This is a genomic window from uncultured Roseovarius sp. (assembly GCF_947489715.1).
Lineage (GTDB): Bacteria > Pseudomonadota > Alphaproteobacteria > Rhodobacterales > Rhodobacteraceae > Roseovarius.
The window spans coordinates 1-22279 of the sequence record NZ_CANLER010000006.1 but is presented as its reverse complement, the minus strand read 5'-3'; the positions used below and the strand labels follow the sequence as shown (position 1 = coordinate 22279).

Here is a 22279-nt window from a genome sequence, read left to right as displayed (position 1 = left end):
GGTGGCTTTACTTCAGAAGGCCCGCTTCTTTGTAGAACTTCTCAGCTCCTGGATGCAGAGGTACGCCAAGCGCTGCGATACCGTCCAACGCCGTTTCGGGCGTGATCTGCTTTCCTTTGGCGTGACCATTATCAAGAAGGTTACGCGTGTTCTTGTTCCACAACGCCTCCGTGATGCCATGGACAAGCTCATCGCTCAGATCGGAAGACACAACCAACAGGGCTGATACGGCGGGGGTTTTGACCTCATAGTCAATGCCCTCATAGACGTTAGCGGGGATTTTTGAGGGGATATAGGCCGGGACCGCTTCGTTGATTTTTGCCAGATCTTCATCGGTGAAACTATGAAGTTCCATGCCTTTGGTTGTTGCCAATTGCACCATGGCAGAGACCGGCCAACCTGCGGCGTAGAAATAGGCATCAAGCTGACCGTCCGCCAAACGCTCGGCCGACTGGCTGTTGTTCAGTTCGGCCTCGTCCATGTTATCCCGAGTGACCCCCCATTTTTCGAGCATCTGAAGGACAGCCACTTGTGTGCCCGAACCCGCTTGGGCTATGCCAACGCGTTTGCCTTCAAGATCGCCAAGACCCGCGAGCTTTGATCCTTTTGGCATCACAAGGTGCAAATCTTCGGGATAGAGATTGGCAACGATCCGCAGTTTTTCATGTGGCTTGCCGTCAAATTTGCCTTCACCCAGATACATCGACCGGGTTACGTCGGCAGCGGCCATGCCGGCCTCCAGCTCGCCGTTTTGTACGGCTGTGTTGTTGAAGACGGACGCGGTGGTTGATTGCGCGATGGCTATCAGCCCGGGTACGCCGCATTGCCCACCTTCATCGCAGGGACGTGATCCCGGAGGAGCTGAAATTCCGTTGGCGATTGTGCCGCCGATGGGAAAATACGTGCCACCCGCGCTACCCGTTCCAATTCGGAAAAACGTCGGGTCCTGGGCGTAGGCCGTTCCGGTGGCGAGCGCTGTCGCCAGAATAGCCCCTGAAAGTTTCGTTACTATGGTCATCTAGAACTCCCTTAGGTGTGGTTCGGGTTTTTCATCCCGCTTTCAACCGCCCAAGGGTGCACGACCTTTAAAATAAATACAAATTTTAATATCTTAGAAAAACATAAAAAAACCTTATGGAATTTTCATGAATTTCACTCAAATCAAAACCTTCCGCGCGGTCATGACATCGACATCACTTTCTGCGGCGGCACAAAAACTTGGCAGGACGCAACCAGCTGTAAGCCTTGCTATCCGTTCTTTGGAAGAAACGCTGGGTTTGAAACTATTTGAACGCAAGGGGCGCCAACTTGTTCCAGTCCCCGAGGCGCAGTACCTGCTGCTTGAAGTCGAGGAAATACTGGGACGTCTGTCGACGGTTTCCCGTACTATGAAAAGCCTTGCCGAAGGCCAGTCGGGAACTTTGAACGTGTCTGCGATGCCGGGCGGTATTTTCTTGTTCTCGCGCTTCATTGGCCAGGCGATCGAGCCAAATTCAGATGTGGAACTTGCGATTTCGGCACGTAGCTCGCTTCAGATACTCGAACTGGTCAGTTCCCAAAGCATTGACTTTGGATTTGGGGATGCACCGATCAAAACACATGAAAGCGCGCAATTCACGATTGATGCCATTAGCGGTGAATGCTTTTGTGTCGTCCCGCGGGGGCATCGTTTGGCAAAGGCTGATATCATCGGGATCAAAGAACTTGATCGAGAGCCGATCGGCGTTTTGCAGTCCAATCACGCGCATCACCGAAAGACACTGGCGGCTTTTGAAAAATCTGGAGCCAGCTATCGCAAGTTTATTGAAAGCCAGACCTTCTTGCCATTGCTGCAATTCGTGCGGTCCGGGCATTGTGTTGCCATCGTTGACCCGCTGACGGTGGTGACCGAAAGCATCATGAACAGTGGATTAGATGATATTGTCTTCAAGCCGCTAAAAGAAGAAATTCGGTACGATTATGCAATTTTGACACCCAGTCACCGTCCGTTGTCACAGCTTGCGATCTCTGTGCGCTCAGCATGGATCGAAGAAGTTATACAATTTCTTGTTGAGATTGGCGCGAATCCAAAGCACGAACAGGCCTTGTAATTAGTCTGGTATGGCTGGCGACTTAACGTTCGACCTCAGACAATATTGGCGATTTGAGGAAAGTTGGACGCATAACTATTTATGATAGGGTTGACCTATGGCCGCCGGAGGGCTGGGTTTGCCGATGAATCCGGCCAGTAGAAGAACGGTGAGCACATAGGGAAGTGCCAACATAAGCTGAGTCGGGACCTCGCCAATCAAAGGCAAATCAACACCTTGCAAACGCGATGTCGCCGCTTCGAGAAATCCGAACATCAGGCAGGCAAGGAAAGCTGCAAATGGTTTCCAATTGCCAAAGATTACCGCTGCGAGAGCGATATATCCTTTGCCCGCAGACATTTCACGAACAAAGTTACCTCCTTGCGCTACGGAAAGATAAGCCCCTGCAATGCCGCAGAAAACGCCACCGACGATCAATGCCCGGTAGCGAAGCCATGTGACGGAAAGCCCGGCACTATCGACCGCTTCCGGCACCTCGCCGACTGCGCGTAGTCGCAAGCCGAAGCGCGTTCGAAAGATGATGAACGCTGTCAGAGGTACAGCCAGAAGTGCGATGTAGACCAGGATGTTATGGCCGGATACCAGTTGCCGATAGATTGCGCCTATAATTGGAACTGTGTCAAAACTCTCCACCCCGAACCACTCGATCGGCTTGAAGCGTGCGTCTCGAGGCAATGTCGGTGTTTGTCCGCCACGTCGAAAAAGCGCGATGCCGATCACGACGGTCAGTCCTGATGCAAGAATGTTGATTGCGACGCCGGAAATCACCTGATTTCCCTTATGGGTGATACACGCAAAACCGTGGATCAGCGACATGGTAACACTTGCAAGTATGGCGCAAATCAATCCCAGCAAAACCGACCCGCTGAGGGCGGCGACAGCGGCAGCAACAAACGCACCGGAAAGCAGTTTGCCTTCAAGTGAGATGTCTATGACACCGGAGCGTTCAGCAAAGATACCTGCCATCGCGCAAAGGATAAGGGGTGTTGCGATGCGAAGCGTTGCATCAAAGGTCAACAGAAGCTGGTACAGGAAATCAGCCACGAGCGACCTCCTTTGGTGCGGTGAACCGTGCGATGAACCTGGCCAGAGGTGGATTGAACATATAGGCCAATGCCCCGGAAAAGAGGATGATCATGCCCTGGATCAACAGTACCATTTCGCGAGTAATTGACTGAAACTCGAAATCAAGCTCTGCCCCGCCTTGATAGAGTGCACCGAAAAGCAGTGCGGCCAGGAAGATGCCAATGGGATGGTTGCGACCCATCAGGGCGACGGCAATGCCGGTAAATCCATATCCCGCAGTATAATTAAGAATTACCCGGTGGCTGATCCCCAAAATCTCGTTCGTGGCCAGCAATCCAGCGAAGCCGCCGGCAATCGCCATAGCGATGATGATTGTCCGGGGTACATTTATCCCGGCATAATGAGCGGCTTCGGGATTTTGTCCCACGGCTCGGATGGCATATCCAAGCCTGGTACGCCAGATCAGTACCCAGAACACACACAAAGCGACAATCGCCAACAGGAAGGAAGCATTGAGCGGGCTGCTGGTAATCTGTATGCCCAGTAGGTCAAGTATCTCGTGTATCTTGGGCAGATGGCTAGATCCTGGCAGGGGTGCGGATTGGGGCGATTGCTGGTTAGGTTCCAGCATTGGACCGGCCAGCAGCCAAACCATAATAGACGCAGCAATGAAATTGAACATGATGGTGGTGATTACGATATGGCTGCCGCGCTTGGCCTGTAGATACCCCGGAATGACGCCCCAGCACGCGCCTGCAACCGCAGCGCCCGCAATGGCGAGGGGCAGCGCAATGATGCCGGGCAGGGAGCCTGCGGCGAAGGCAACGAGCGCGGCACCCAGACCACCAAGATAGGCTTGACCCTCGCCACCGATGTTAAACAGCATGGCATGAAAGGCGGTCGCAACCGCAAGGCCCGTAAAGATAAAATTCGTCGTATAGTAGAGCGTATATCCGAGGCCCCCGGAGTAAACAAACGCACCTTTTAGCATTACCCCCAATGCCTCAATCGGGTTTTCGCCGATGGCCAGCACGACCAGACCGCATATGAATAGGGCTGCTGAAAGGTTTATGAGTGGCAGTAGGAAAAGATCGGCCCACCGCGGCAGGGGAGGTGCAGATTTGCTCATGCGAGCGCCTCTTCACGCTTTTGCCCGGCCATCATCAATCCCAGCGTCTGCCTGTCAACCTCTTCTCGGGGAAGTATGCCCACATTCTTGCCGTCGCACAGCACCATGATCCGGTCTGAGAGTGACATGATCTCGTCCAACTCAACGCTGACGAGAAGGATTGCGCAGCCCGCGTCCTTGAGTTCCAGAAGCTGTTTGTGAATGAATTCAATGGCACCTACATCAACGCCACGAGTTGGTTGCCCCACCAGCAAGACCACCGGGTTGGCTGAGAATTCGCGCGCGATGACGATCTTTTGCTGATTCCCGCCAGAAAAGTTCTTGGCGAAATGGCTCGGCTCAGAGGGGCGCACATCGTAATCCTGCATCTTTTCGCGACAATTGGTTTCGATAGCAGCCTGATCCATCAAGAAACCGGATCCTGCCAGATCACTATCCTGAAGCCCTAAAATCATGTTCTCGCGGGCCTCAAAATGTAAAATTAAACCGTGCTTATGGCGGTCCTCGGGGATGTGGCGCAGGCCAAGATCGCGAATGATGCGCGGGTTGGTGACGGTTGATGATGTTACGTTGGTGCCAAGAATGTTGATCGACCCGGCGGTCAGGTGGCGCATCCCGGCAAGAACCTCCATCAATTGCGTCTGCCCGTTGCCCGAAACACCCGCCACGCCGAGAATCTCACCGGCGCGCACCTCAAAGTTAATGTCTTGCAATTCAACCACGCCCAGAGAGTTGGTGTAACCGAGGTTGGTGGCGGAAAATCGCACCTCACTGGGCGACGTAGCGGTGCGTTCGACCTCCAGCAATACCTTGCGCCCGACCATCAGCTCGGCCAACTCCGCGGGTGAGGTTTCGGACGTCTTGCGATGGCCCACGATTTCGCCCTGGCGCATGATGTCGACCGCATCGGTGATATCCATGATCTCGGCCAGTTTGTGTGTGATCAACAGTACTGAAACACCCTGATCACGCAGCACCTTGAGGATTTCAAAAAGCTGTTCGGCTTCTTGCGGTGTCAGCACGCCGGTGGGTTCATCCAGGATCAGGATATTGGCGCCGCCCTTGAGTGCCTTGATGATTTCAACCCGCTGGCGTTGTCCGACATTGAGGTCACGCACCAGTGCGTCGGGATTAATAACCAGATTATATTGCTCAGACAGCTCAACGATCCGTGCACGCGCTGCTTGCCGTCCTTCGCGCAACAGCATGCCACCCTCGGTGCCCAGCATCACGTTTTCAAGCACGGTAAAGGTCGGGACAAGCATGAAATGCTGGTGAACCATGCCAATACCGTGACTGATGGCATCTGCTGAGGAACGCATGTCAACCGATGCGCCCGCTACAAGTATTTCGCCTTCATCGCGAGTATGCATACCATAAACGATGTTCATCAAGGTCGATTTACCGGCGCCGTTTTCGCCGATAATCCCGTGGATCGTGCCGGGACGGATCGCCAGATTGATGTTGCGGTTGGCAAGGATCAGTCCAAAGGATTTACTGACCCCCCTCAATTCCAGCGCGAGAGGAGCGGACGCGCCGCTCCCGATCTTTTCTTCAAACGGCATTTCTCGATCAGTCCGTCGGGCAGCTGCTATCCGAGCGGTAATCATGCACCACGATTTCGCCGGATTTGATCTTGTCCGAGGCCATTTCCAGTGCGGCTTTCATCTCATCGGTGATCAGCGCGGCGTTATGTTCATCAAGCGACCAACTTACACCATCCTCTGCAATGCCCAAATTACGGATGCCTGTTTCGAAGTCACCGGACATGGCGTCTTTCATGGTTTCATAAGCGGCCACATCGACACGTTTCAACATTGATGTCAGAACATTGCCTGGCGCCATATGGTTCTGGTTGGAATCGACACCAATCGCCAGTTTGTCGGCATCTGCCGCAGCCTGGATGACACCAACACCTGTACCCCCCGCAGCCTGATAGACAACATCGGCACCGCGGTCGATCTGGCTTTGCGTAAGTTCTGCCCCTTTCGCGGGGTCGTTCCATGCCGCTGGCGTTGTGCCGGTCATGTTTTCGAGAACTGTTATGTCGGCGCTGGCCGATTTAGCACCTTGTTTGTAACCGCAGGCGAAAGCACGGATCAGAGGTATGTCCATTCCTCCGACAAAGCCGACAGTGCCGGATTCCGAGGCCATCGCCGCTGCGATACCTACAAGATACGAACCTTCCTGCTCTTTGAAGGCATATTGACGGAGGTTGGGTTGATCCAACCAATTCACATCAATGATCGAGAAATTGACGTCCGGATTCGCACCGGCCACTGCATTGATCGCATCCGCCTGAGCAAACCCGACCCCAAGCACGACCGTTGCTCCGCGTTGTACCATACGTTCCATCGCCTGCTGGCGCTGCGCTTCGTTGGTGACTTCAAATTCCATTACTTCAACACCGGTTTCATCGGTGAATCGTTTGATGCCGTTATAGACACCTTCATTGAAAGATTCGTCGAATTTGCCGCCCATGTCATAGATTACGGCAGGTTTGAAATCGGCGGCCAGCGCGATGTTCGCAGCCGCTGCGATCGTTGCGGCCAGAATGGCGGTCAGGGGTTTTCTCATTTTAACACTCCTTGTTGATTGATGGGTCCTGCATGGCCCGATTTTTTTGTTTCAGCCGCCTTGCCCAATTTCCTTCAGACGTTCCTGAAGAAACTCGCCCGCCGTTTGCTTGGCCAGTTGAACGTCTGGTCTTGGGTGCATGAAAAGGGGCAGGGAGTAGCGGGATTGGTTCTTTTGCTTTGGGGGATTGATCACCCGGTGCACCGTGGACGGATAGTAATTTCGGCTTGCCTGTTCCAGCATGTCACCAGCATTAACGTTGATGTAACCGGTCCCGCAGGGAATGTCATGCCAAGTGCCATTCACGTCTTGCGCTTGTAGGCCGGGTTCCGACCCGGTCACCAGCAAGGTGATAAGGTTGATGTCGCCATGAGCCGCTGCCCGCACTTCTCCCGGTTCTACATCGTCGGGAAGGGGGGGGTAATGGAGGACGCGCAGGAGGTGATCCTGTGATCCCTCAACCATCCCGGTGAAAGGCATCGACAATTTTTCAGTTACCTCGGGTGGCGAGACCTGATCAAGCCACCCCAACAGCATTTCGCCCAGGCCAATGAGGCTGGCGTGGAACGTTCGGGTAACGGCCTCGCAATCGGCCGGGACTTCGCGTGACTGATAGACGTGGTAAAATTCTTTCAGGTCTTTTTGCGCGCGGCCCTTTGCGTTTTCGGATTTGTATCCAAAATATCCGGACGGATCGCCTGTCGGTGTGGCGTCGTCCAGTTTATCATCTTTTGCAAAATAGCCCGACCAGGTATCGTACATTGCCTGGATTTCGGACATGTCGATGTCATGGTCCTTGATCACGGCAAAACCCGTTTCGCGCAGCGACTTAGCAAAACGTTCCGCTGCGTCCGGCTCTTTTGGGCTGACTGCAAGAACTTCGAATTCGGCCATATCTGAGGTCCTTTCCTGTGGTGCCGGTTCCGGTGACTGGCAGAAACGTTCCATAGTCGCCTTGGTATTCGTGCCCATTACAACCTTGCCAGCACGAATAAGGGTAATCAGCGCGAAGAGCTAGTTCTGCACGCCCCGAGAACGATAACCGCAAGACCAAGCTGTTCAAGCTTAAAATGGGGCTGTTCGTCGGTTGTAGCATCGATGCGCTTGTCCACGTCCTAGACAGCGATTACAGCATCCAGGCTCGTATTATTAACAAATAGAAACTTAAGCATTGCGCAAAAATGCCTCAACTTCTTCGGCACAAGGGATCGCTGCGGCGGCACCTTGTTTCGTGACTTGCAATGCCGCCGCACCTGCTGCAAAAGCCAGCGCTTCATCGGCTTTGCCATCGACAAAACGTGCCATGAATGCCCCCAGAAAAGTATCACCAGCACCGGTTGTGTCGATTGCTTCGACCTTAACACTGTCCTGATGCAAAATCTCTCCGCCGGAATGCAACTCTGCGCCGCGCTCCCCTTTTGTAATCAACACATGGTCAATATTGAGTTCTGCAGGATGATGGCCGATGTTTTGGGCAATGGCTGCCGCCTCCCCTTCGTTCAGCGCAAGAAGGTTGATCTGGTCAAGCAGGTCGCGGACGGCGTTAGCATCAAAGGGAGCTGCGGAATATGCAACTTTCAAACCACGTGCTCTCGCTTCCTGCGCGATGTAGGAGACCAGGTTTGTCTCATTTTGTAGCAATACCCAATCGCCCCTTCTTGCGGTGTTTAATGCTTGTTCAATCTGGTTTTTGGTGAATGCCAGATTAGAACCACCAAACAGGACGATCTGGTTCTCTGCAGTATCATCAACGAAAATTACCGCATGACCTGTTGGGACATCTACTTGGGTAATTTCATCCAAGGACAGGCCGAAATGAGCAATCTGTTCACCCAGCCACTTGCCATCCGGGCCAAGACATCCGATGTGGCGGATGGCGCCGCCGGACCGCGCTGCGGCAATGGATTGGTTGATCCCCTTGCCGCCCAAGAAACGCGCAAACGATGTGCTTGCCAGCGTTTCACCAGGCTTTGGCAAGTGAGCGACACGGTATACAAGATCCAGATTGATAGAGCCGAAATTGAGTATCATGATGCAAAGCTTTGCTGTGTCTTTGTATAAGCTTAGCGAGCCTTCTGTCCGATTGCGACCGAGAACTGTCGGCAACCACGCACCTTCCTGATCTGCCGGTTTGATAGGCACGCTTGGTTTTGCGGCTTGTGACTTTTTTGCAGTTTGGAAGAGCTAAAGATCAAAGATGAGCCTCACAGAAGATGACATTGCGGGATTGTTCGCTGAAATACAGAAAGCTATGCCCGATGCTTTTTCCTGCTACTCCGAATTCAAAACTGGCTGCGCAGTAATGATGGGTGACGGAGGCACACATAGAAGAACCAATATCGAGAATACCAGCTTCGGCGCAGCAATTTGCGCCGAATGTTCTGCCATCAGCGGTACGTTGATGCGAGGACTTCATGGGCTTAGTGCAGTTTGCGTCATCAATCCACCGACACCAAGAGACCACAAAGTGCACTGGGCTACCGCCCTCCAGCCCCAGAAACCATCATCCTAATGGAACCCAGGCCGACCATGCCCTAACGTTCATATTGGACCGCCCGATAGGGCGGTTCAGGGTTTAGTGTGATAAGCACATTATCACAGGCAGGTCGCGAAATCGCACGTTAGCAGCGTAGATCCTGTGTAGATTTGGCATATACGCCAGACTATTAAGACGCCTTGCTTTGCTTGGATGCGGTAACAAATTTTCGCATTTCGTCCCGGCTTAGAGGTTGCCCGAAATAGAACCCCTGCACAGCATTGCATTTTTCTGATCTGAGAAAGTCAAGCTCGTCTTGTAATTCGACACCTTCGGCCAGCACCGGAATCTCCAACGCTGCACCCAAAAGCAAAGTTGACCGCACGATCGCGGCGCGTTGATCGTTGTGGTGCACGTCCCGAACGAAGCTTCTGTCGATCTTGATTTTGTCAAAAGGAAAAGCCTGCAAAGTTGCTAAGGACGAATATCCGGTGCCAAAATCATCCATGGCAATGCGAATGCCCATACCCTTCAAACGGTGCATGACCTTAAGAGTATGCGCCTGATCGTCAATAATACTTGCTTCAGTGATTTCGAGTTCAAGACGTTCGGGGGGCAATCTGCTTTCCATAAGGATATCGGCAACATGTTCAACGAAGGAAGGTTGGACAAGTTGTTGCGGGGCGACATTCACCGCGACATTATATGAATCTGCCCAATCCGAAGCTTCTTGGCAGGCTGTGCGCAGGACCCAAAGCCCTATATCGCGGATCAAACCGGTTTCTTCGGCAATCGGTATGAATTCGTCAGGCGGAATACGCCCACGGTCTGGATGGTTCCATCGCAAAAGCACCTCAAAACCCGTCGGTTCCAAAGAGTTGAGATTGTTTTGTAACTGGTAGACCAATTCAAACTGATCGTTTTCTAACGCATTTCGCAGATCATTAATCAGTACCAAACGATCATGACTTTGCTGGTCGATCTCGGCAGTGAACAGGCAAATGTGGCATTCCGGTTCTGATTTGGCACGATACATTGCGAGGTCTGATTTATGCAGCAGCTTATCCAATTCGCGACCCTCGCCAATACTGGTGGCGATCCCTATTGACGCACCGACGGTTACCGAAATCGTTGCAGTATCGATTGGTTCGACAATAAGGGCATGTAGTCTTTCTGCGAAAGCATTGACCTGATCCACCCGACGAAAATCTCGTTTCAATGCAACGAATTCATCGCCGCCTGTGCGTGCAATAAATTCATCTGCTTCCAGATTTTGCGACAGACGGGCAGCAATGGTCGTAAGTACCGTATCGCCGACCGCGTGCCCATGAAGGTCATTGACTTGCTTGAAGAGGTTCAGGTCAATGGTAAGTACCGCGACTTTTTCCGTTTCCGCCTCTTCCAGGCGTTTCGCGATTGCGGCCATTTTTTGTGTGAGTTGCATCCGGTTGGGTAATCCGGTCAAGGGATCGTGCAGCGCTGCGTGTTTCAATTGGCCTCGTGTCTCATGTTCGATATTGATTTCGATGCTGAACGAAGCGAACCCGATAATGAAAATAACGCCAGTTACGGCCATGATCAGCATTGCGAGATTTTCATCGGAAATGGCCATGGGCGGTACTTGATAAGCTGAGTCCAGCAAGACCGTGAATGCCGACATTCCGGTGAAATGCATAACACAAATGGCGGCGACCATCAAAACGGTCCCTCCTAACCAGCAATAACGGGTATAAGGTCGCGCGATGCGATGATACGAGATGGCGCCGAGGAAGGCACCCAGACCCACAGATATCAGTTGTCTGTCCAATTCCCATATAATCTCCCCGGGGAGGAGATAGGCTGACATACCCAAGTAATGCATCGCGGAAACAGAAAGCCCGAAGAAAGCACCACCAATCAAATGATAGGGTCCACGCTTACCAATGGCCAAAATCGCATTTGAAATTAACAGGCCTAAGATCGCAACGGCCAATGAAATCGACGTGAAAACAACCTCGTACCCGTGATCAAAGCCCGGATCATAGGCTAGCATTGCGATGAAATGCGTTGACCAGATTGTTGCGCCACCAATGATACTCGTCAATGACAACTGAAGTAGTTTGCGTCGGTCGGAAGCGTGTATCATGCGCCGGGAGAGGAGAATTGAAAGGCAGGACCCCACAACACATACGATGACTGCTAAAACAAGCATCCCGTAGTGATGCTCTTGGGTGATACAGGCAAATACGCGATACATAAACACATCCAAATCAACGCGGAAACCAAGACATGGTGATGCCACAGAAAGCGTAAAATCACTGATAGCCACGGAAAAAAATAGATTTCAAATTTCATTTAAATCTTTGGGTTTTGTGATTTGAAGAGAGCTGTGCGGCAATAGCAATTCATTGCCGCCACCTGTGTTTCCGAGGATTTGGAAATTCGTATGTGGTTTTTTTTAGCGTGTTAACTGAGATGATGAAGGGTTGGTGATCGCAGGTTTCGGCGACGGAATCGGGCCGTTACTGAGAGTAGACGACTTGTGCTTGAGACGGAGAAAATAGGGAACTTGATTTTGCGAGCGCGCAGACCGATCATGTTTGTTCAGAACTAACGCGAATGGAAGCGATACCTTGATGCAATCGATGTTTGACCCCGTTGCGGTACAGTTCATCGGGGCGGATAAAGACGCTGACCCTGCTGATGCGGATCTGGTGGTGTTTGGTGCGCCGCATGGTACGCCGTACCCTGATATTGACAATGAACCCTATGCCAGTGCGCCGGACACGCTGCGGCGTGCGCTTGAAGAGGATGCCAGATGGCTGGACCATTGGGATTTCGATCTGGATGGCCCGTTGCTGGGCGATGGGAGTTTCACCGTTGCCGATGTAGGTAATCTGAAGACCTCATCCCGGGACGGGCAGGGCAACCGGCATCAGATCCGCTCGGCCACGCGTGAAATTGTTGCAGGTGGCGCGATACCCGTCATGCTTGGTGGAGACGATTCAACCCCAATCGCATTCGTTGAGGCGCTAGATACCTTTGGTCCGCTGACAATAATACAGATTGATGCGCATATTGATTGGCGAGACCAGCGTCGCGGCGAACCGATGGGGTTTTCCAGTACGATGCGGCGCGCGTCGGAAATGGACCATGTCGAAAGCATCATTCAGGTTGGAATCCGCGGATTGGGTTCGGCCCGTCGAGCAGAAGTGGAGCTTGCGCAGGATTGGGGTGCTCAGATTGTCACCGCACGGACGTTTCATCGCGATGGGGTAGAGGCAGTATTAAAGCATCTGAAACCGGGTGCGAATTGCATGATCACCTTGGATTGTGACGCGCTCGACTCAGGTATCATGCCAGCGGTAATGGCTCCGACTCCCGGAGGGCTTTCCTATTTCCAAACGATCGATCTGATTGATGCTGTCATCAAGAAGTCCAACGTCGTCGCTTTTGACATGATTGAATTTGTTCCAGAAAGAGACATAGACGGCACTTCCGCAATCACAGCGTCCCGAATAGCGGCAAATGCGCTTGGTGGCCTCGCACTTAAGTCAGAGTGTGGTTAGCCGTGTCGATTGCCGTAAACATCGCTCGCATTGATGGCCGGTTCCACTAAGTCGAATCTAAATAGATAGTCTGGAAAAACCTAGATAGGTGCATCTGAGATGCTGCAGGAAGAAGTTCCTCGATAGCAAGAATTAACGTCAGTCCATCCTACAATCAGACAGTTCTACTTATAGTTTTGGCCATCGAGGGCGATCGACGTAATACGCTGTTTAGAGATTCAAACAACCCAGGGCACAGGTGTTTTATGGTGGTTGCTATAGATTAGAGCGACGCTTTTGAAGCTCGAGCCTCTGTTCACCCGTAAAATATGGAATTTCGGCTTTAGGCGTTCACACCTCGGGTGCATTCGATCAGGCTGCGTCCCCGTCAGTGAATTGCAGCCGGGCAAGGCGGGCATAGAGTCCGTCTTGTGCAACCAAGCTGTCATGTGACCCCTCCGCCACGATGCGGCCCTGATCCATAACAATGATCCGGTCCGCCTTTTTCACCGTTGCCAGACGATGCGCCACGATAATCGTGGTACGGGTTCGCGCCATCGCTTCAACCGCCTTTTGCACAGCGCGTTCGCTTTCTGCATCAAGCGCCGAAGTGGCTTCGTCCAAAAGCAGCACTGGCGCGTCACGCAGGATCGCCCTAGCGATAGCGATACGTTGTTTCTGCCCACCCGAGACCATCACGCCACGTTCACCCAAATAGCTGTCATAACCATCGGGCAAGGCGGAAATGAAATCATGTGCAGCAGCGGCGCGCGCGGCTTCTTCGACCTCGGTATCGGTCGCATCCAAGCGGCCGAACCTGATATTGTCCCGGGCCGAGGCGGCAAAGATCACCGGGTCCTGCGGCACCAGTGCCATTTCCTGGCGGAAATCGGCGCGTGCCATAGTGGATAGCGGAATGCCGTCCAAAGTGACCTGACCGGTGTCCGGGTCATAAAATCGCTGGATCATCTGCACGATGGTCGTCTTGCCAGCCCCGGACGGGCCAACCAGTGCCACGGTTTCGCCCGGCTGGATTGTCAGGTTCAGGTCATCCAGCGCCGGCAGACTGGGGCGCGACGGGTAGGCGAAATTCACCCCTTCAAAGCTGATCTCTCCCTTGACTGGGCGGGGCAGGGCGGTGGGTTTGGCCGGGTCCGTAACCTGATCAGTGGCGTGCAGCAATTCGACCAGACGTTCGGTGGCGCCAGCCGCGCGCTGCAATTCTCCCCAGATTTCCGACAAAGCAGCGACAGAACCTGCAACCATGATTGAATAGATCACGAATTGCACCAAAGTGCCCGCGCTCATCCCGCCGGTGCGGACATCGCGAGCGCCTATCCACAACACGCAGACAACGCCGGTAAAGATCAGAAAAATCACGATCACCGTCATCAGCGCGCGGGTTGTGATGCGTTTTCGAGCGGCGATATAGCTTTGCTCGGTCACATCACCGAAAGTTTTTCGGCTGGCATCTTCATGGGTGAAAGCCTGAACTGTCTGGACGCTCAAAAGCGCCTCTGATGCATTGCCCGAACTGGCTGCGATCCAGTCCTGGTTTTCCCGGCTTAGGACGCGCAAACGGCGTCCTAATGTCAGGATAGGTACGATGATCAGTGGCACAATCAACAGCACCATGGCAGTAAGTTTCGCTGAGGTGAAAAGCATCAGCACAAGTCCGCCCAAAAAGATCAGAAAATTCCTAAGCGCGATCGATACCGAAGAGCCGATGACACTGAGAATGAGCGTGGTATCGGTGGTGATGCGGCTCAGGACTTCCCCAGTCATCAGGCGTTCGAAAAATGCGGGGCTCAGGCTAATGACACGGCCAAAAACCGCCTTGCGAATATCGGCGACGACGCGTTCACCCAACCGGGTGACAAGCGCATAGCGTAACCCAGTACCAATCGCTAGAAGGGCAGCAATCCCAAGTGCAGCCGTAAAATATAGATCCAGGATAGCGCCGTCTGTAGCACTAAAGTTATCCACTACCCGTCGTACCGCCATTGGCAGTATGAGCGAGACGCTTGCAGTCAGGACAAGTGCCAAAAATGCGCCGGCAACCAAAAATTTATAAGGGATAAGATAGGGCCAGAGCTGTGACAACGCGCCCACGCGTTTCGATTTTTCGCGGTCGAGCAATTCTGCCCCTTCTGACGCTCTGCGCACCATGTCTGCATTCCCTTAATGTTCGACTGTGTTTGGCCGGCTCACGCAAAGGGGTCAAGAGCCAGATCGCCGCGGACGTCCTAAGCGGCTGCAAACTAGGACGGAAGGCCGGGAGAAACCGGGCGCGCACCAACTCTCAGCGAGTTAGATGCTAATGAAAGAGGTGCATTATTGGGCAAAACTCGGTGAGTTTTTCATTGGAGCGGGCGGCGGGAATCGAACCCGCGTCATTAGCTTGGAAGGCTAAGGTCTTACCACTACACAACGCCCGCGCAACCGAACCATGACCTATTTCATAGCTTTTCTAAGGTCAAGTATGTCAGTGCAATTACATGAAGCTAATGCACTCAGTTTTGGTGTATTCGGCCCTTAGCGGACGTTGGAGGTCAATCGAAAACGGCCCCCAATGTTCCCCAAAGCGGAATTTCGTCAATTTTGTAGCTTGAGCTTTGATCGTAGGCGTGTGTTCGAAATTCAGTGAGCGCCATCTCACTCTTAGAACTTCCCGTTTTCGTTCTTCCATCCGCTGCGTGGCGCGATGGCTTCAATCGTATCCCAATGCTCAACAATCTTGTTATCGGCGACACGGAAGAGATCATAGAAACTGGAATGGATGCCGCCCCTGTACCCTTCACTCATACCTAGCACGAAATTCCCCTCAGCGAGTACCCGGTGAACCTTGTGGTATTGGATACGAAACGCGCGGTTTTCGGAGGCTTCGAGGTATGAGCGGTATGCAGCGACACCATCGGCAAGATCAGGACTGTGCTGCACCAAACCCTCGTCGACATAGGTATCAAGAAGTCTAAGTTGCCGCTCAACCAGAACCCGTTCCGCGAAGTCGCGCACCAATTCCCGATTAGCGGCGGTCTTATCCAAATCGGTGATCTCCGTCGCACCATCCAGCATGCCTCGACCTGAAGGGTTGGGGCCCATCATGGGCTGAATGTTGTCCCAATGCTCAACAGCTTTACCGTCTTCAAACCGGAAGACCTCGAACGCCACCCGCAGGCTTGAGAAGTCATATTCGTTATGAGCAATGGCGAAATTGCCATCCTCGAAGACTCTAACGAAAGTGACACGCGGGTTGGTCTTCGATAATCGGGCGAACAGCGTCGCGAGCCCCTCGCTACCTTCGTGAGTTTGGGGATTGTGTTGGACATATTTTGCCTCGTTAACGACATCTGCGGCGGCTGCATCCCCAGTTTCGATGCCTTTGAGGAGTTTCTGGATCAGGACCCTCTTTGACGCCACGAGATCTATCTCCACTTAGTAAAACGCATGCAAATTAGCTGAATATCAGATAGCAGCCATTCGAAACGAAGTCACCGAATACAGAGTTAGATTTAATTCCAGACGGCCCAAAGCATGCGTAATTGGGCTGACCCTGATCTAAGGTCGAGCTCCCGTTAAGATCACAGGATATCTGTGAGCAAGGGAGAAGGACGATGGAATATTTTGCCGGACTGGATGTGTCGCTGCGATCATGCGCGTTGTGCATTGTGGATGCTAGAGGTGGCGTTGCCTTGGAACTTGAACTGGCATGCGATGTTGGCGAGATCACCGAATGTTTGGCAAGCTTCCCGCACCCGATCGTTCGGATCGGGTTTGAAGCGGGCACAATGAGCCAGCATCTGTTTTATGGGCTAACGGACGATGGCTTTGACGTTGTCCGCTCTGGGCTCAGAGCTGTCATTGTCGGCTTTGCGGGGTGATTTCAACTGATCGCCGCAACACATTCTGCGAACTTCTCAGCTGGTGTTTGACGGAGGAATTCCGAACGTCTCTCTTTCGCTGAGGAAGTTGTCCACTTGACTGTTCTTAATGACCTACGGCTTACTGCTCTAAGGCAATGAGAAAATCCATAAATGGATTGAAGTAGCAGATTTGGGAAAGGACTATGATTGCATTTCGAACCAAAGATTAACTTGGGACAAGTAATATCGTTCATTGTTGGTATTGCTGCTGCTGGCGGCACAGCATGGTTAGCGTTTGATGATCTTAGCGACAGAATTTCTGTGGTAGAATCTAGAGTTGTTAGCATTGATTACCGTGAGCTTGCCAATGAATTGGCGCGAAACCATGCGGACAGCCTGCGGGGGCCAGCAGGCAAGGACGCCGAGAGCCCAAGCTCCGAACAAGTTGCCCGAACGCTCTTAGAGAATTATCATGATGAAATCGTCGGACCAGAAGGCCCACGTGGTCCAGAAGGCATACAAGGCGAAACGGGAAACACAGGAGAAATTGTCAATTTTGAGAGTGATCTTGAAGATTTTCGAACCAACTTGGAGCGCTTAAAAGCAGAATATAAAGAAAGTATTGCTCAACGAGATCAGACAATTGATGAGCTAAAGAAAGATATGGCTAGAGTAGCAGCAATCCCCAGGACAAGTCCTGAGGAAGTCGCTGAAGAGCTCGTCAAAAATCATCTAAAACAAATCGCATCTATGATTGGTTCGAGTGGCGCGCAAAAGGATTTGGATGGAAGATCCGACACAAAGTCGGACAAAGTCTTTATTGGAAAAGATTATTCTGCCGAACTGCGTGTGCTTAGATACGATGACAAGGCTGCCGCGATAGTTGCAGGTGTCAGGATTTACAACACTTCCGATCACGAAATCCTGCTCGCAAAGAAAGGCAGGTCATTGGAGGGGTCTACAGACCAAGGCCTGCCCCTTTCGAGTGGTAAATACTGGACGGGTCTTAAGGCATGCAACCAGCACGCTACCATCCACATTCAACGTTGTTCATTCCAACCAAACTCTGTGAATAGATTAGGAGCGGGGCAATCTTTGGACATTTCGTTTGATATGCCTTCTACAACCAAGCCCAAATCTGCGAGCTTATGGTTTGACATTGTAGTTTGGGAAAATCCTAACGTCAGTAGCAGTAGTCTCATCGAAACAGTAAGGTTCGCCGATCAGAAAATGTAACCAGCAACTGGGCCACTAAAGCGGCCATTTGTACCTCTTGGGGCCTCGGTCAAAGTGGACTCAATACCGACTTGCGACAACGCGGCGCCGATCTGTTCAGAAATGCTGCCGCTGGGGACGGCCCTAACCAGACCTTCGTCCAGCCTTTATGATGCTGCAGTCGCAGCCTGCATTGCAGCCTTTCGCTGCGCTTGCGAAGTCTGAGGAAGGCTGAACACATTCGGTTCTCGAAACTTCTGATCCCATGCGCCTGAAGCTGGCATCGCCGATTATATATTTTTTTGAATCCTAATTGGAATCCTAGGCTGGTGTAGAGATTTGGGATCGCCGGTCTAAGCTTCGATCGCCTCGACAATCATTTCTGCTAGTCGGCCCGGCATCGAAACCTGTGGAAAATGCACCGTGTCGAGCGCTTCATCGTAAACAATGCTGTTTGTCGCATCGTTTATCTTCGAGATCATCTCGCGCTGGTCTGAATGGGGAATTATACCGTCATCAAGGCATCGGATATAGGCCTTGGGCGCATTCAGAAAATGGTCGCTTTCGGGCATCAGATCATTAAAGACGCCCATAGGCTGCGAGGCCAAAGCCGTTGCTGCTTTGATAGCCCCGAGGGTTCCAAGTTTTGCAAACTCCAGGAGAACATCGGCAGGGCCACCGCTTAGCACCGGCAAAAGCTCTCCAGCGGTTTGCCCCGGCATTGGCAGCACCGCCGTGACATAGATGAGCTTATGAATCCGATCCTTAAAGGCGGGGGCGGTGGCTGCTGCAGATATCGCCATGCCGCCCAAACTGTGCCCTACAAGAACACATTTCTCTGTTTCATCATCGGGTAGTTTCCCCTCAATTGATTTGACGTAGTCATCCAGTGATCCGATATCCAGCGGAACAGGCCGATTACCTCTGTGATGCTTGAGCTGCACGCGTTTCGGAAACAGGTCACCCTGTATGGTCTCAACTGCGTCGGGCACGCCAAACCAACTATCGGCATCCGCAAATGCCCCATGCACATAAATCACTCTCATAACATTGCTCCTTGATTCTAATAACCTGTTGCGAGCCTTGGCCCGACAAGAACGCCGGTTCATCAGAGCTCCGCCAGGTAACCCTCGGCCAGAGACTTAATTTCGCGCCATCGATCCAGACCATTGATGCACCGTCGGGCGTTCTTAAAATCTGTTTCAAAATCATTGATGTAATCGGTGAGTTTTCTGCCCGTAAAGACCCCCAGTTTGAAGCCGTGCACCAAAACCATAAGCGATATCTCTGGATCAAGTGCCTGATCAGGCTGCCGCACCAGGGGCTCTCTCATGATGTGGAAATACTTACTGTAATTTCGTTTCCAGGTCAGTTGAACATAGCCGCGGCCATAATAGGGGTAGTACCGCAGGTTTCGCTTCCGCCAGTCTTCACTTTTGTTGAAAGCTTCTTTGACCGGCCTGAAGGTATGGGCTGTTTCCCACTGAACCGTCGCAAGCACGTAGGCAATTTGTGGCTTCGTCCCGATGCCAAGGTTCTGGCAGACTGCCGCGATGGCCTTTTTGGTATTGTCTTGAGTTGAAACATCCGCCCGCAGGAGGCTTTTGGTTTCTTCAATTCTCTGGATCGCCTGGTTCTTGCAGCTATTGGTCACCCGCGTGGCATCTGTTTCGCCGATATCAAGCTTATACTCTGCAAAAGCATTTCGAGTATTGGGTCCGATCAAGCCGTCCACCGCGGAAATCGGGTATGTCATCCATGACAGGGCGCGTTGTAGATTTTTGAGCTTTGTGCGGTCGATGGTGTCAATGTCCGAGCCATGGGTAATGTCATTTAGTGTATTTGGATCAAACAATTTTTCCTCCTGATTTATTTTCGTTCTGCAAATCGAGCAACCAGTTCAAGTCATGAACAGCTTGATAGACCGAAGAGCACGGCGGCAATTTAAACAATTATCTTCGAGGCCAATCTCGCGTCTGAAACTAAAGCTCCGCAATTTCGAAATGCATTCCATCCTTATTCCCAAAATGCCCACCCCAATAAAAACCTTCCTCGTTCGCAATTCGAACCAATTCACGCAGGCAGCCACGCGCACCGATGACAGCATCTGGGCGACCTATCCAGTTTTCTTGCGAATTTATGTCGAACGCGGACCCCCAAGAATGATTGGACAGGTTTGAACGACTTGGATTTGTGGTTCCCCGCTTCAGCCTTGGATTGAAGCATCCGACATAGTAGAGAACACGATCACTCAGCCCAGCGGCTTCCCATGCCGCAAACAAAGCTTGAATTCTGGGTGCTGCGAGTCGATGACACCTAATTTCGCCACTGGTCATCAGACGTGGCGTGGATGACTGCCGGTCTACCATGTTCACAAGTTGTGAAACTGGCGCTGTAACTATGCTGTCTGCAACCCAACCATCCAAAATCTCAATCCGTTGAGGGCTTGATGGCGTTGGCGTGTACCTGAACCGAAACTCACCAAACAGCTCATCGGAAATCCTTTGCGTTGGTCGCTGTAGGTTCGCTGGCTTTTTCGGAAACTTCAAAGCGTCCTGAATTTCAAAAGGTGTACGAGGGATCGGCTCCTGGAAACACGTGTTTCTATACCCCAATCCCACAGCAACTGCTGCTTCTTCGGATGCAAACACACCATTGGTCGGCAATCCTTGTGTTTGCTGAAACTCTTTCACGGCTGATCGTGTGGCCGGTCCGAAATCCCCGTCTGCGCCGAATTGAAGGTCAATTCCTTGATCGATCAGGAAATTCTGCAAACGCCTAACATCGGTGCCAATATGCCCGCGCTTAAGTTCGTAATAGTAGCTTGCCATTTTCGATCTTTCTCTCTCTAGCGGGTAGACTTTCCCAAAATCCCTAAGCCAGTGCTTTTGTGTTCGCGAGCGGTACCAAAATCGCAAAATCTTCTGCTTAGCTTCCGCATGCTTGGTTTCACAATTCTACCGATCACCAAACTATCATGTCCGAAACACTGAAACATCGTCCAAATGGACGAGATCGAGCGGTTTAGCTGTCCAGGAAGTTTGCGCCAAAGCTCATCATGAGGCGCACAAACTGTGTTCGGGTCGCACAATGCGTCTTAGCGAGAATGGATTTCACCTGTGTATTAATTGTCGGCACGGAACGTTCACGCCGTTCCGAAATTTGGCTGTTCGTCAGACCTTCAGCGATCAGGTCGACAAGGTTCATTTCAGCGTCGGTCAGCCCGTAGGCCCGCTGCATAGGAAGCGCATTGCAATGAATGGGCAGGCTTGTATCGGTGCTGTAAACTATGAAGCCGCCGAACACCTTCGACGTAATATCGAGCACTTTATTCAAAGGCGCAACTTCGACACACAGAAAGCTGCTTTCGCTTGTTGAAATAGCTTCCTTTCTTGGGCGCGCACCAAATTTTCCGTGATTGAACACATTCTCCAATAAAGCCGCAAAATGCTTTTGATCATCAGGTTTTCGAAGCCGCAAAACACCATTTTGCGTTTTGAGAAATACCGGATAGGCATTTCGTTGCCTCTTGAATTCCTCGTTCTCAAGGACCACGCGTCCTCCAGTGTCAAGGATGCAAACGCCGATAGTAAGTCGATCCATGGCCGCAAGCATACTCTGATGTTCCAAAGCGAGCTGTTTGGCTGGTCGTCCAAGATCAAGCGCCTTTGCAATGTGCGGAAGGATTGCGGTGAGGCGGGCGCGTTCTTCGGGTGTCAGACGCCCTCGCTTATCCGCCAATTGCACGGAAAAACGTGAAACTGCCGTATTGTCTTTGTTCAATAACCCTGCGGCTCGATGCAGAATGCCAAGCTTTTGAAGGGTTTGCACGTTTGGCAATTGCTTGAGGCCAGCAATACCCGGAGCAAGAACATCGTCTTCGATTAAATCAATCTGGTCTTGCGCGAGAGAGTGTGACTCAAAGATGTCTTGATCCCGGACTTCGTGCTCATAGCACTTTTCAATGTATGTTTCGATCGCTGCCAGATCATAGTTCGCGGACGCCAAAGGAGCGACAAGCTGTCTGCTGTCTAGTGTCGTATGCCATTCAAATACAATGCAACCCACAGCGTTGATCCGAGTTGCCAGTTTTTGAAGCACGTTCGGCCACAACGTATCGTCCGCAACGGCGTCATAAATGCTCAGAATAGTATCATGAGTATCTGTTTGCACGGCTTTCCAGTTTTTATTCACACCGACAATATTGGTGTCTTTATTGTTCCCAAATTCACATCGTCACTGATCCTACAAGATATAGGACAAAAGTGCAGCATCTGTTAGTTTGGGTTCATGATGACGGCCCAAAGCATGCGTAATTGGGCTGACCCTGATCTAAGGTCGAGCTCCCGTTAAGATCACAGGATATCTGTGAGCAA

General features: G+C 51.9%; 19 protein-coding genes and 1 tRNA gene. 5 read left to right on the top strand and 15 right to left on the bottom strand.

Annotation, left to right across the window (positions count from 1 at the left end; translation table 11 throughout):
- Nucleotides 1–7: 7 nt before the first annotated feature.
- Nucleotides 8–1018, bottom strand: coding sequence for a TAXI family TRAP transporter solute-binding subunit (locus Q1B27_RS15205; protein WP_299848674.1), 1011 nt, complete (start codon nt 1016–1018; stop codon nt 8–10).
- 127 nt (nt 1019–1145) lie between these two features.
- Between Q1B27_RS15205 and Q1B27_RS15200 the strand changes: the two genes are divergently transcribed.
- Nucleotides 1146–2090: a LysR family transcriptional regulator gene (locus Q1B27_RS15200; RefSeq protein ID WP_299848673.1), complete on the top strand. Its 945-nt coding sequence runs from the start codon at nt 1146–1148 to the stop codon at nt 2088–2090.
- Nucleotides 2091–2165: 75 nt separating this feature from the next.
- Here Q1B27_RS15200 and Q1B27_RS15195 read toward each other — a convergent pair whose 3' ends face one another.
- The 6 genes from Q1B27_RS15195 to Q1B27_RS15170 all read right to left on the bottom strand — a co-directional run bounded on the left by Q1B27_RS15195 (nt 2166) and on the right by Q1B27_RS15170 (nt 8853).
- Nucleotides 2166–3134: an ABC transporter permease gene (locus tag Q1B27_RS15195; protein WP_299848671.1), complete on the bottom strand. Its 969-nt coding sequence runs from the start codon at nt 3132–3134 to the stop codon at nt 2166–2168.
- Entirely contained in the window at nt 3127–4245 is a 1119-nt protein-coding gene (locus Q1B27_RS15190) for an ABC transporter permease (RefSeq protein ID WP_299848669.1), read from the bottom strand. Before Q1B27_RS15190 ends, Q1B27_RS15195 begins: the two co-directional genes overlap by 8 nt.
- Nucleotides 4242–5810: an ABC transporter ATP-binding protein gene (locus tag Q1B27_RS15185; protein WP_299848668.1), complete on the bottom strand. Its 1569-nt coding sequence runs from the start codon at nt 5808–5810 to the stop codon at nt 4242–4244. Before Q1B27_RS15185 ends, Q1B27_RS15190 begins: the two co-directional genes overlap by 4 nt.
- 7 nt (nt 5811–5817) lie before the next feature.
- Entirely contained in the window at nt 5818–6822 is a 1005-nt protein-coding gene (locus tag Q1B27_RS15180) for a BMP family ABC transporter substrate-binding protein (protein WP_299848666.1), read from the bottom strand.
- A 51-nt stretch (nt 6823–6873) separates the two neighbouring features.
- Complete coding sequence (locus Q1B27_RS15175) at nt 6874–7716, bottom strand: 2OG-Fe(II) oxygenase family protein (RefSeq protein ID WP_299848665.1); 843 nt, start codon at nt 7714–7716, stop codon at nt 6874–6876.
- A 270-nt stretch (nt 7717–7986) separates the two neighbouring features.
- Complete coding sequence (locus Q1B27_RS15170; RefSeq protein ID WP_299848663.1) at nt 7987–8853, bottom strand: ribokinase; 867 nt, start codon at nt 8851–8853, stop codon at nt 7987–7989.
- A gap of 166 nt (nt 8854–9019) precedes the next feature.
- Here Q1B27_RS15170 and Q1B27_RS15165 point away from each other — a divergent pair, with 166 nt between their 5' ends.
- The gene (locus Q1B27_RS15165; protein ID WP_299848943.1) at nt 9020–9334 is read left to right on the top strand and encodes a hypothetical protein; all 315 of its coding nucleotides are present in this window, start codon (nt 9020–9022) and stop codon (nt 9332–9334) included.
- Nucleotides 9335–9488: 154 nt separating this feature from the next.
- Here Q1B27_RS15165 and Q1B27_RS15160 read toward each other — a convergent pair whose 3' ends face one another.
- On the bottom strand, nt 9489–11534 hold the full coding sequence (locus Q1B27_RS15160; RefSeq protein WP_299848662.1) for an EAL domain-containing protein: 2046 nt from the start codon (nt 11532–11534) through the stop codon (nt 9489–9491).
- A 388-nt stretch (nt 11535–11922) separates the two neighbouring features.
- On the opposite strand from Q1B27_RS15160, the gene Q1B27_RS15155 reads away from it, so the two are divergent.
- The gene (locus Q1B27_RS15155) at nt 11923–12846 is read left to right on the top strand and encodes an arginase family protein (protein ID WP_299848660.1); all 924 of its coding nucleotides are present in this window, start codon (nt 11923–11925) and stop codon (nt 12844–12846) included.
- Nucleotides 12847–13197: 351 nt separating this feature from the next.
- Here Q1B27_RS15155 and Q1B27_RS15150 read toward each other — a convergent pair whose 3' ends face one another.
- The 3 genes from Q1B27_RS15150 to Q1B27_RS15140 all read right to left on the bottom strand — a co-directional run bounded on the left by Q1B27_RS15150 (nt 13198) and on the right by Q1B27_RS15140 (nt 16245).
- Nucleotides 13198–14994, bottom strand: a complete 1797-nt coding sequence (locus Q1B27_RS15150) for an ABC transporter transmembrane domain-containing protein (RefSeq protein ID WP_299848658.1) — start codon at nt 14992–14994, stop codon at nt 13198–13200.
- A 195-nt stretch (nt 14995–15189) separates the two neighbouring features.
- Nucleotides 15190–15263: transfer RNA gene (locus Q1B27_RS15145), tRNA-Gly, on the bottom strand.
- A 223-nt stretch (nt 15264–15486) separates the two neighbouring features.
- Nucleotides 15487–16245 carry a nuclear transport factor 2 family protein gene (locus tag Q1B27_RS15140; RefSeq protein ID WP_299848657.1) on the bottom strand — a complete coding sequence of 253 codons (759 nt, stop codon included), beginning with the start codon at nt 16243–16245 and terminating at the stop codon, nt 15487–15489.
- 194 nt (nt 16246–16439) lie between these two features.
- Here Q1B27_RS15140 and Q1B27_RS15135 point away from each other — a divergent pair, with 194 nt between their 5' ends.
- Together Q1B27_RS15135 and Q1B27_RS15130 are read left to right on the top strand one after the other, a co-directional pair.
- Nucleotides 16440–16706, top strand: a complete 267-nt coding sequence (locus tag Q1B27_RS15135) for a hypothetical protein (RefSeq protein WP_299848656.1) — start codon at nt 16440–16442, stop codon at nt 16704–16706.
- A gap of 189 nt (nt 16707–16895) precedes the next feature.
- On the top strand, nt 16896–17924 hold the full coding sequence (locus Q1B27_RS15130; RefSeq protein ID WP_299848655.1) for a hypothetical protein: 1029 nt from the start codon (nt 16896–16898) through the stop codon (nt 17922–17924).
- A gap of 332 nt (nt 17925–18256) precedes the next feature.
- Here Q1B27_RS15130 and Q1B27_RS15125 read toward each other — a convergent pair whose 3' ends face one another.
- From Q1B27_RS15125 to Q1B27_RS15110, 4 genes are all read right to left on the bottom strand, one after another.
- The gene (locus Q1B27_RS15125) at nt 18257–19012 is read right to left on the bottom strand and encodes an alpha/beta hydrolase (protein WP_299848654.1); all 756 of its coding nucleotides are present in this window, start codon (nt 19010–19012) and stop codon (nt 18257–18259) included.
- Nucleotides 19012–19758 carry a carboxypeptidase gene (locus Q1B27_RS15120; protein WP_299848652.1) on the bottom strand — a complete coding sequence of 249 codons (747 nt, stop codon included), beginning with the start codon at nt 19756–19758 and terminating at the stop codon, nt 19012–19014. Before Q1B27_RS15120 ends, Q1B27_RS15125 begins: the two co-directional genes overlap by 1 nt.
- Before the next feature lie 127 nt (nt 19759–19885).
- Complete coding sequence (locus Q1B27_RS15115; RefSeq protein ID WP_299848651.1) at nt 19886–20734, bottom strand: M15 family metallopeptidase; 849 nt, start codon at nt 20732–20734, stop codon at nt 19886–19888.
- Nucleotides 20735–20927: 193 nt separating this feature from the next.
- Nucleotides 20928–22097 (bottom strand): helix-turn-helix transcriptional regulator, encoded by a 1170-nt coding sequence (locus Q1B27_RS15110; RefSeq protein WP_299848650.1) that lies wholly within the window; start codon nt 22095–22097, stop codon nt 20928–20930.
- Between the last annotated feature and the right edge of the window lie 182 nt (nt 22098–22279).

Excerpts from the sequence above, each read along its gene's own strand:
- Q1B27_RS15175 (WP_299848665.1), bottom strand. The coding sequence starts at position 7,716 with ATGGCCGAATTCGAAGTTCTTGCAGTCAGCCCAAAAGAGCCGGACGCA.
- Q1B27_RS15160 (WP_299848662.1), bottom strand. The coding sequence starts at position 11,534 with ATGTATCGCGTATTTGCCTGTATCACCCAAGAGCATCACTACGGGATG.
- Q1B27_RS15165 (WP_299848943.1), top strand. The coding sequence starts at position 9,020 with ATGAGCCTCACAGAAGATGACATTGCGGGATTGTTCGCTGAAATACAG.
- Q1B27_RS15185 (WP_299848668.1), bottom strand. The coding sequence starts at position 5,810 with ATGCCGTTTGAAGAAAAGATCGGGAGCGGCGCGTCCGCTCCTCTCGCG.
- Q1B27_RS15135 (WP_299848656.1), top strand. The coding sequence starts at position 16,440 with ATGGAATATTTTGCCGGACTGGATGTGTCGCTGCGATCATGCGCGTTG.
- Q1B27_RS15205 (WP_299848674.1), bottom strand. The coding sequence starts at position 1,018 with ATGACCATAGTAACGAAACTTTCAGGGGCTATTCTGGCGACAGCGCTC.
- Q1B27_RS15170 (WP_299848663.1), bottom strand. The coding sequence starts at position 8,853 with ATGATACTCAATTTCGGCTCTATCAATCTGGATCTTGTATACCGTGTC.
- Q1B27_RS15190 (WP_299848669.1), bottom strand. The coding sequence starts at position 4,245 with ATGAGCAAATCTGCACCTCCCCTGCCGCGGTGGGCCGATCTTTTCCTA.
- Q1B27_RS15150 (WP_299848658.1), bottom strand. The coding sequence starts at position 14,994 with ATGGTGCGCAGAGCGTCAGAAGGGGCAGAATTGCTCGACCGCGAAAAA.
- Q1B27_RS15115 (WP_299848651.1), bottom strand. The coding sequence starts at position 20,734 with ATGGCAAGCTACTATTACGAACTTAAGCGCGGGCATATTGGCACCGAT.
- Q1B27_RS15125 (WP_299848654.1), bottom strand. The coding sequence starts at position 19,012 with ATGAACCGGCGTTCTTGTCGGGCCAAGGCTCGCAACAGGTTATTAGAA.
- Q1B27_RS15180 (WP_299848666.1), bottom strand. The coding sequence starts at position 6,822 with ATGAGAAAACCCCTGACCGCCATTCTGGCCGCAACGATCGCAGCGGCT.
- Q1B27_RS15155 (WP_299848660.1), top strand. The coding sequence starts at position 11,923 with ATGTTTGACCCCGTTGCGGTACAGTTCATCGGGGCGGATAAAGACGCT.
- Q1B27_RS15200 (WP_299848673.1), top strand. The coding sequence starts at position 1,146 with ATGAATTTCACTCAAATCAAAACCTTCCGCGCGGTCATGACATCGACA.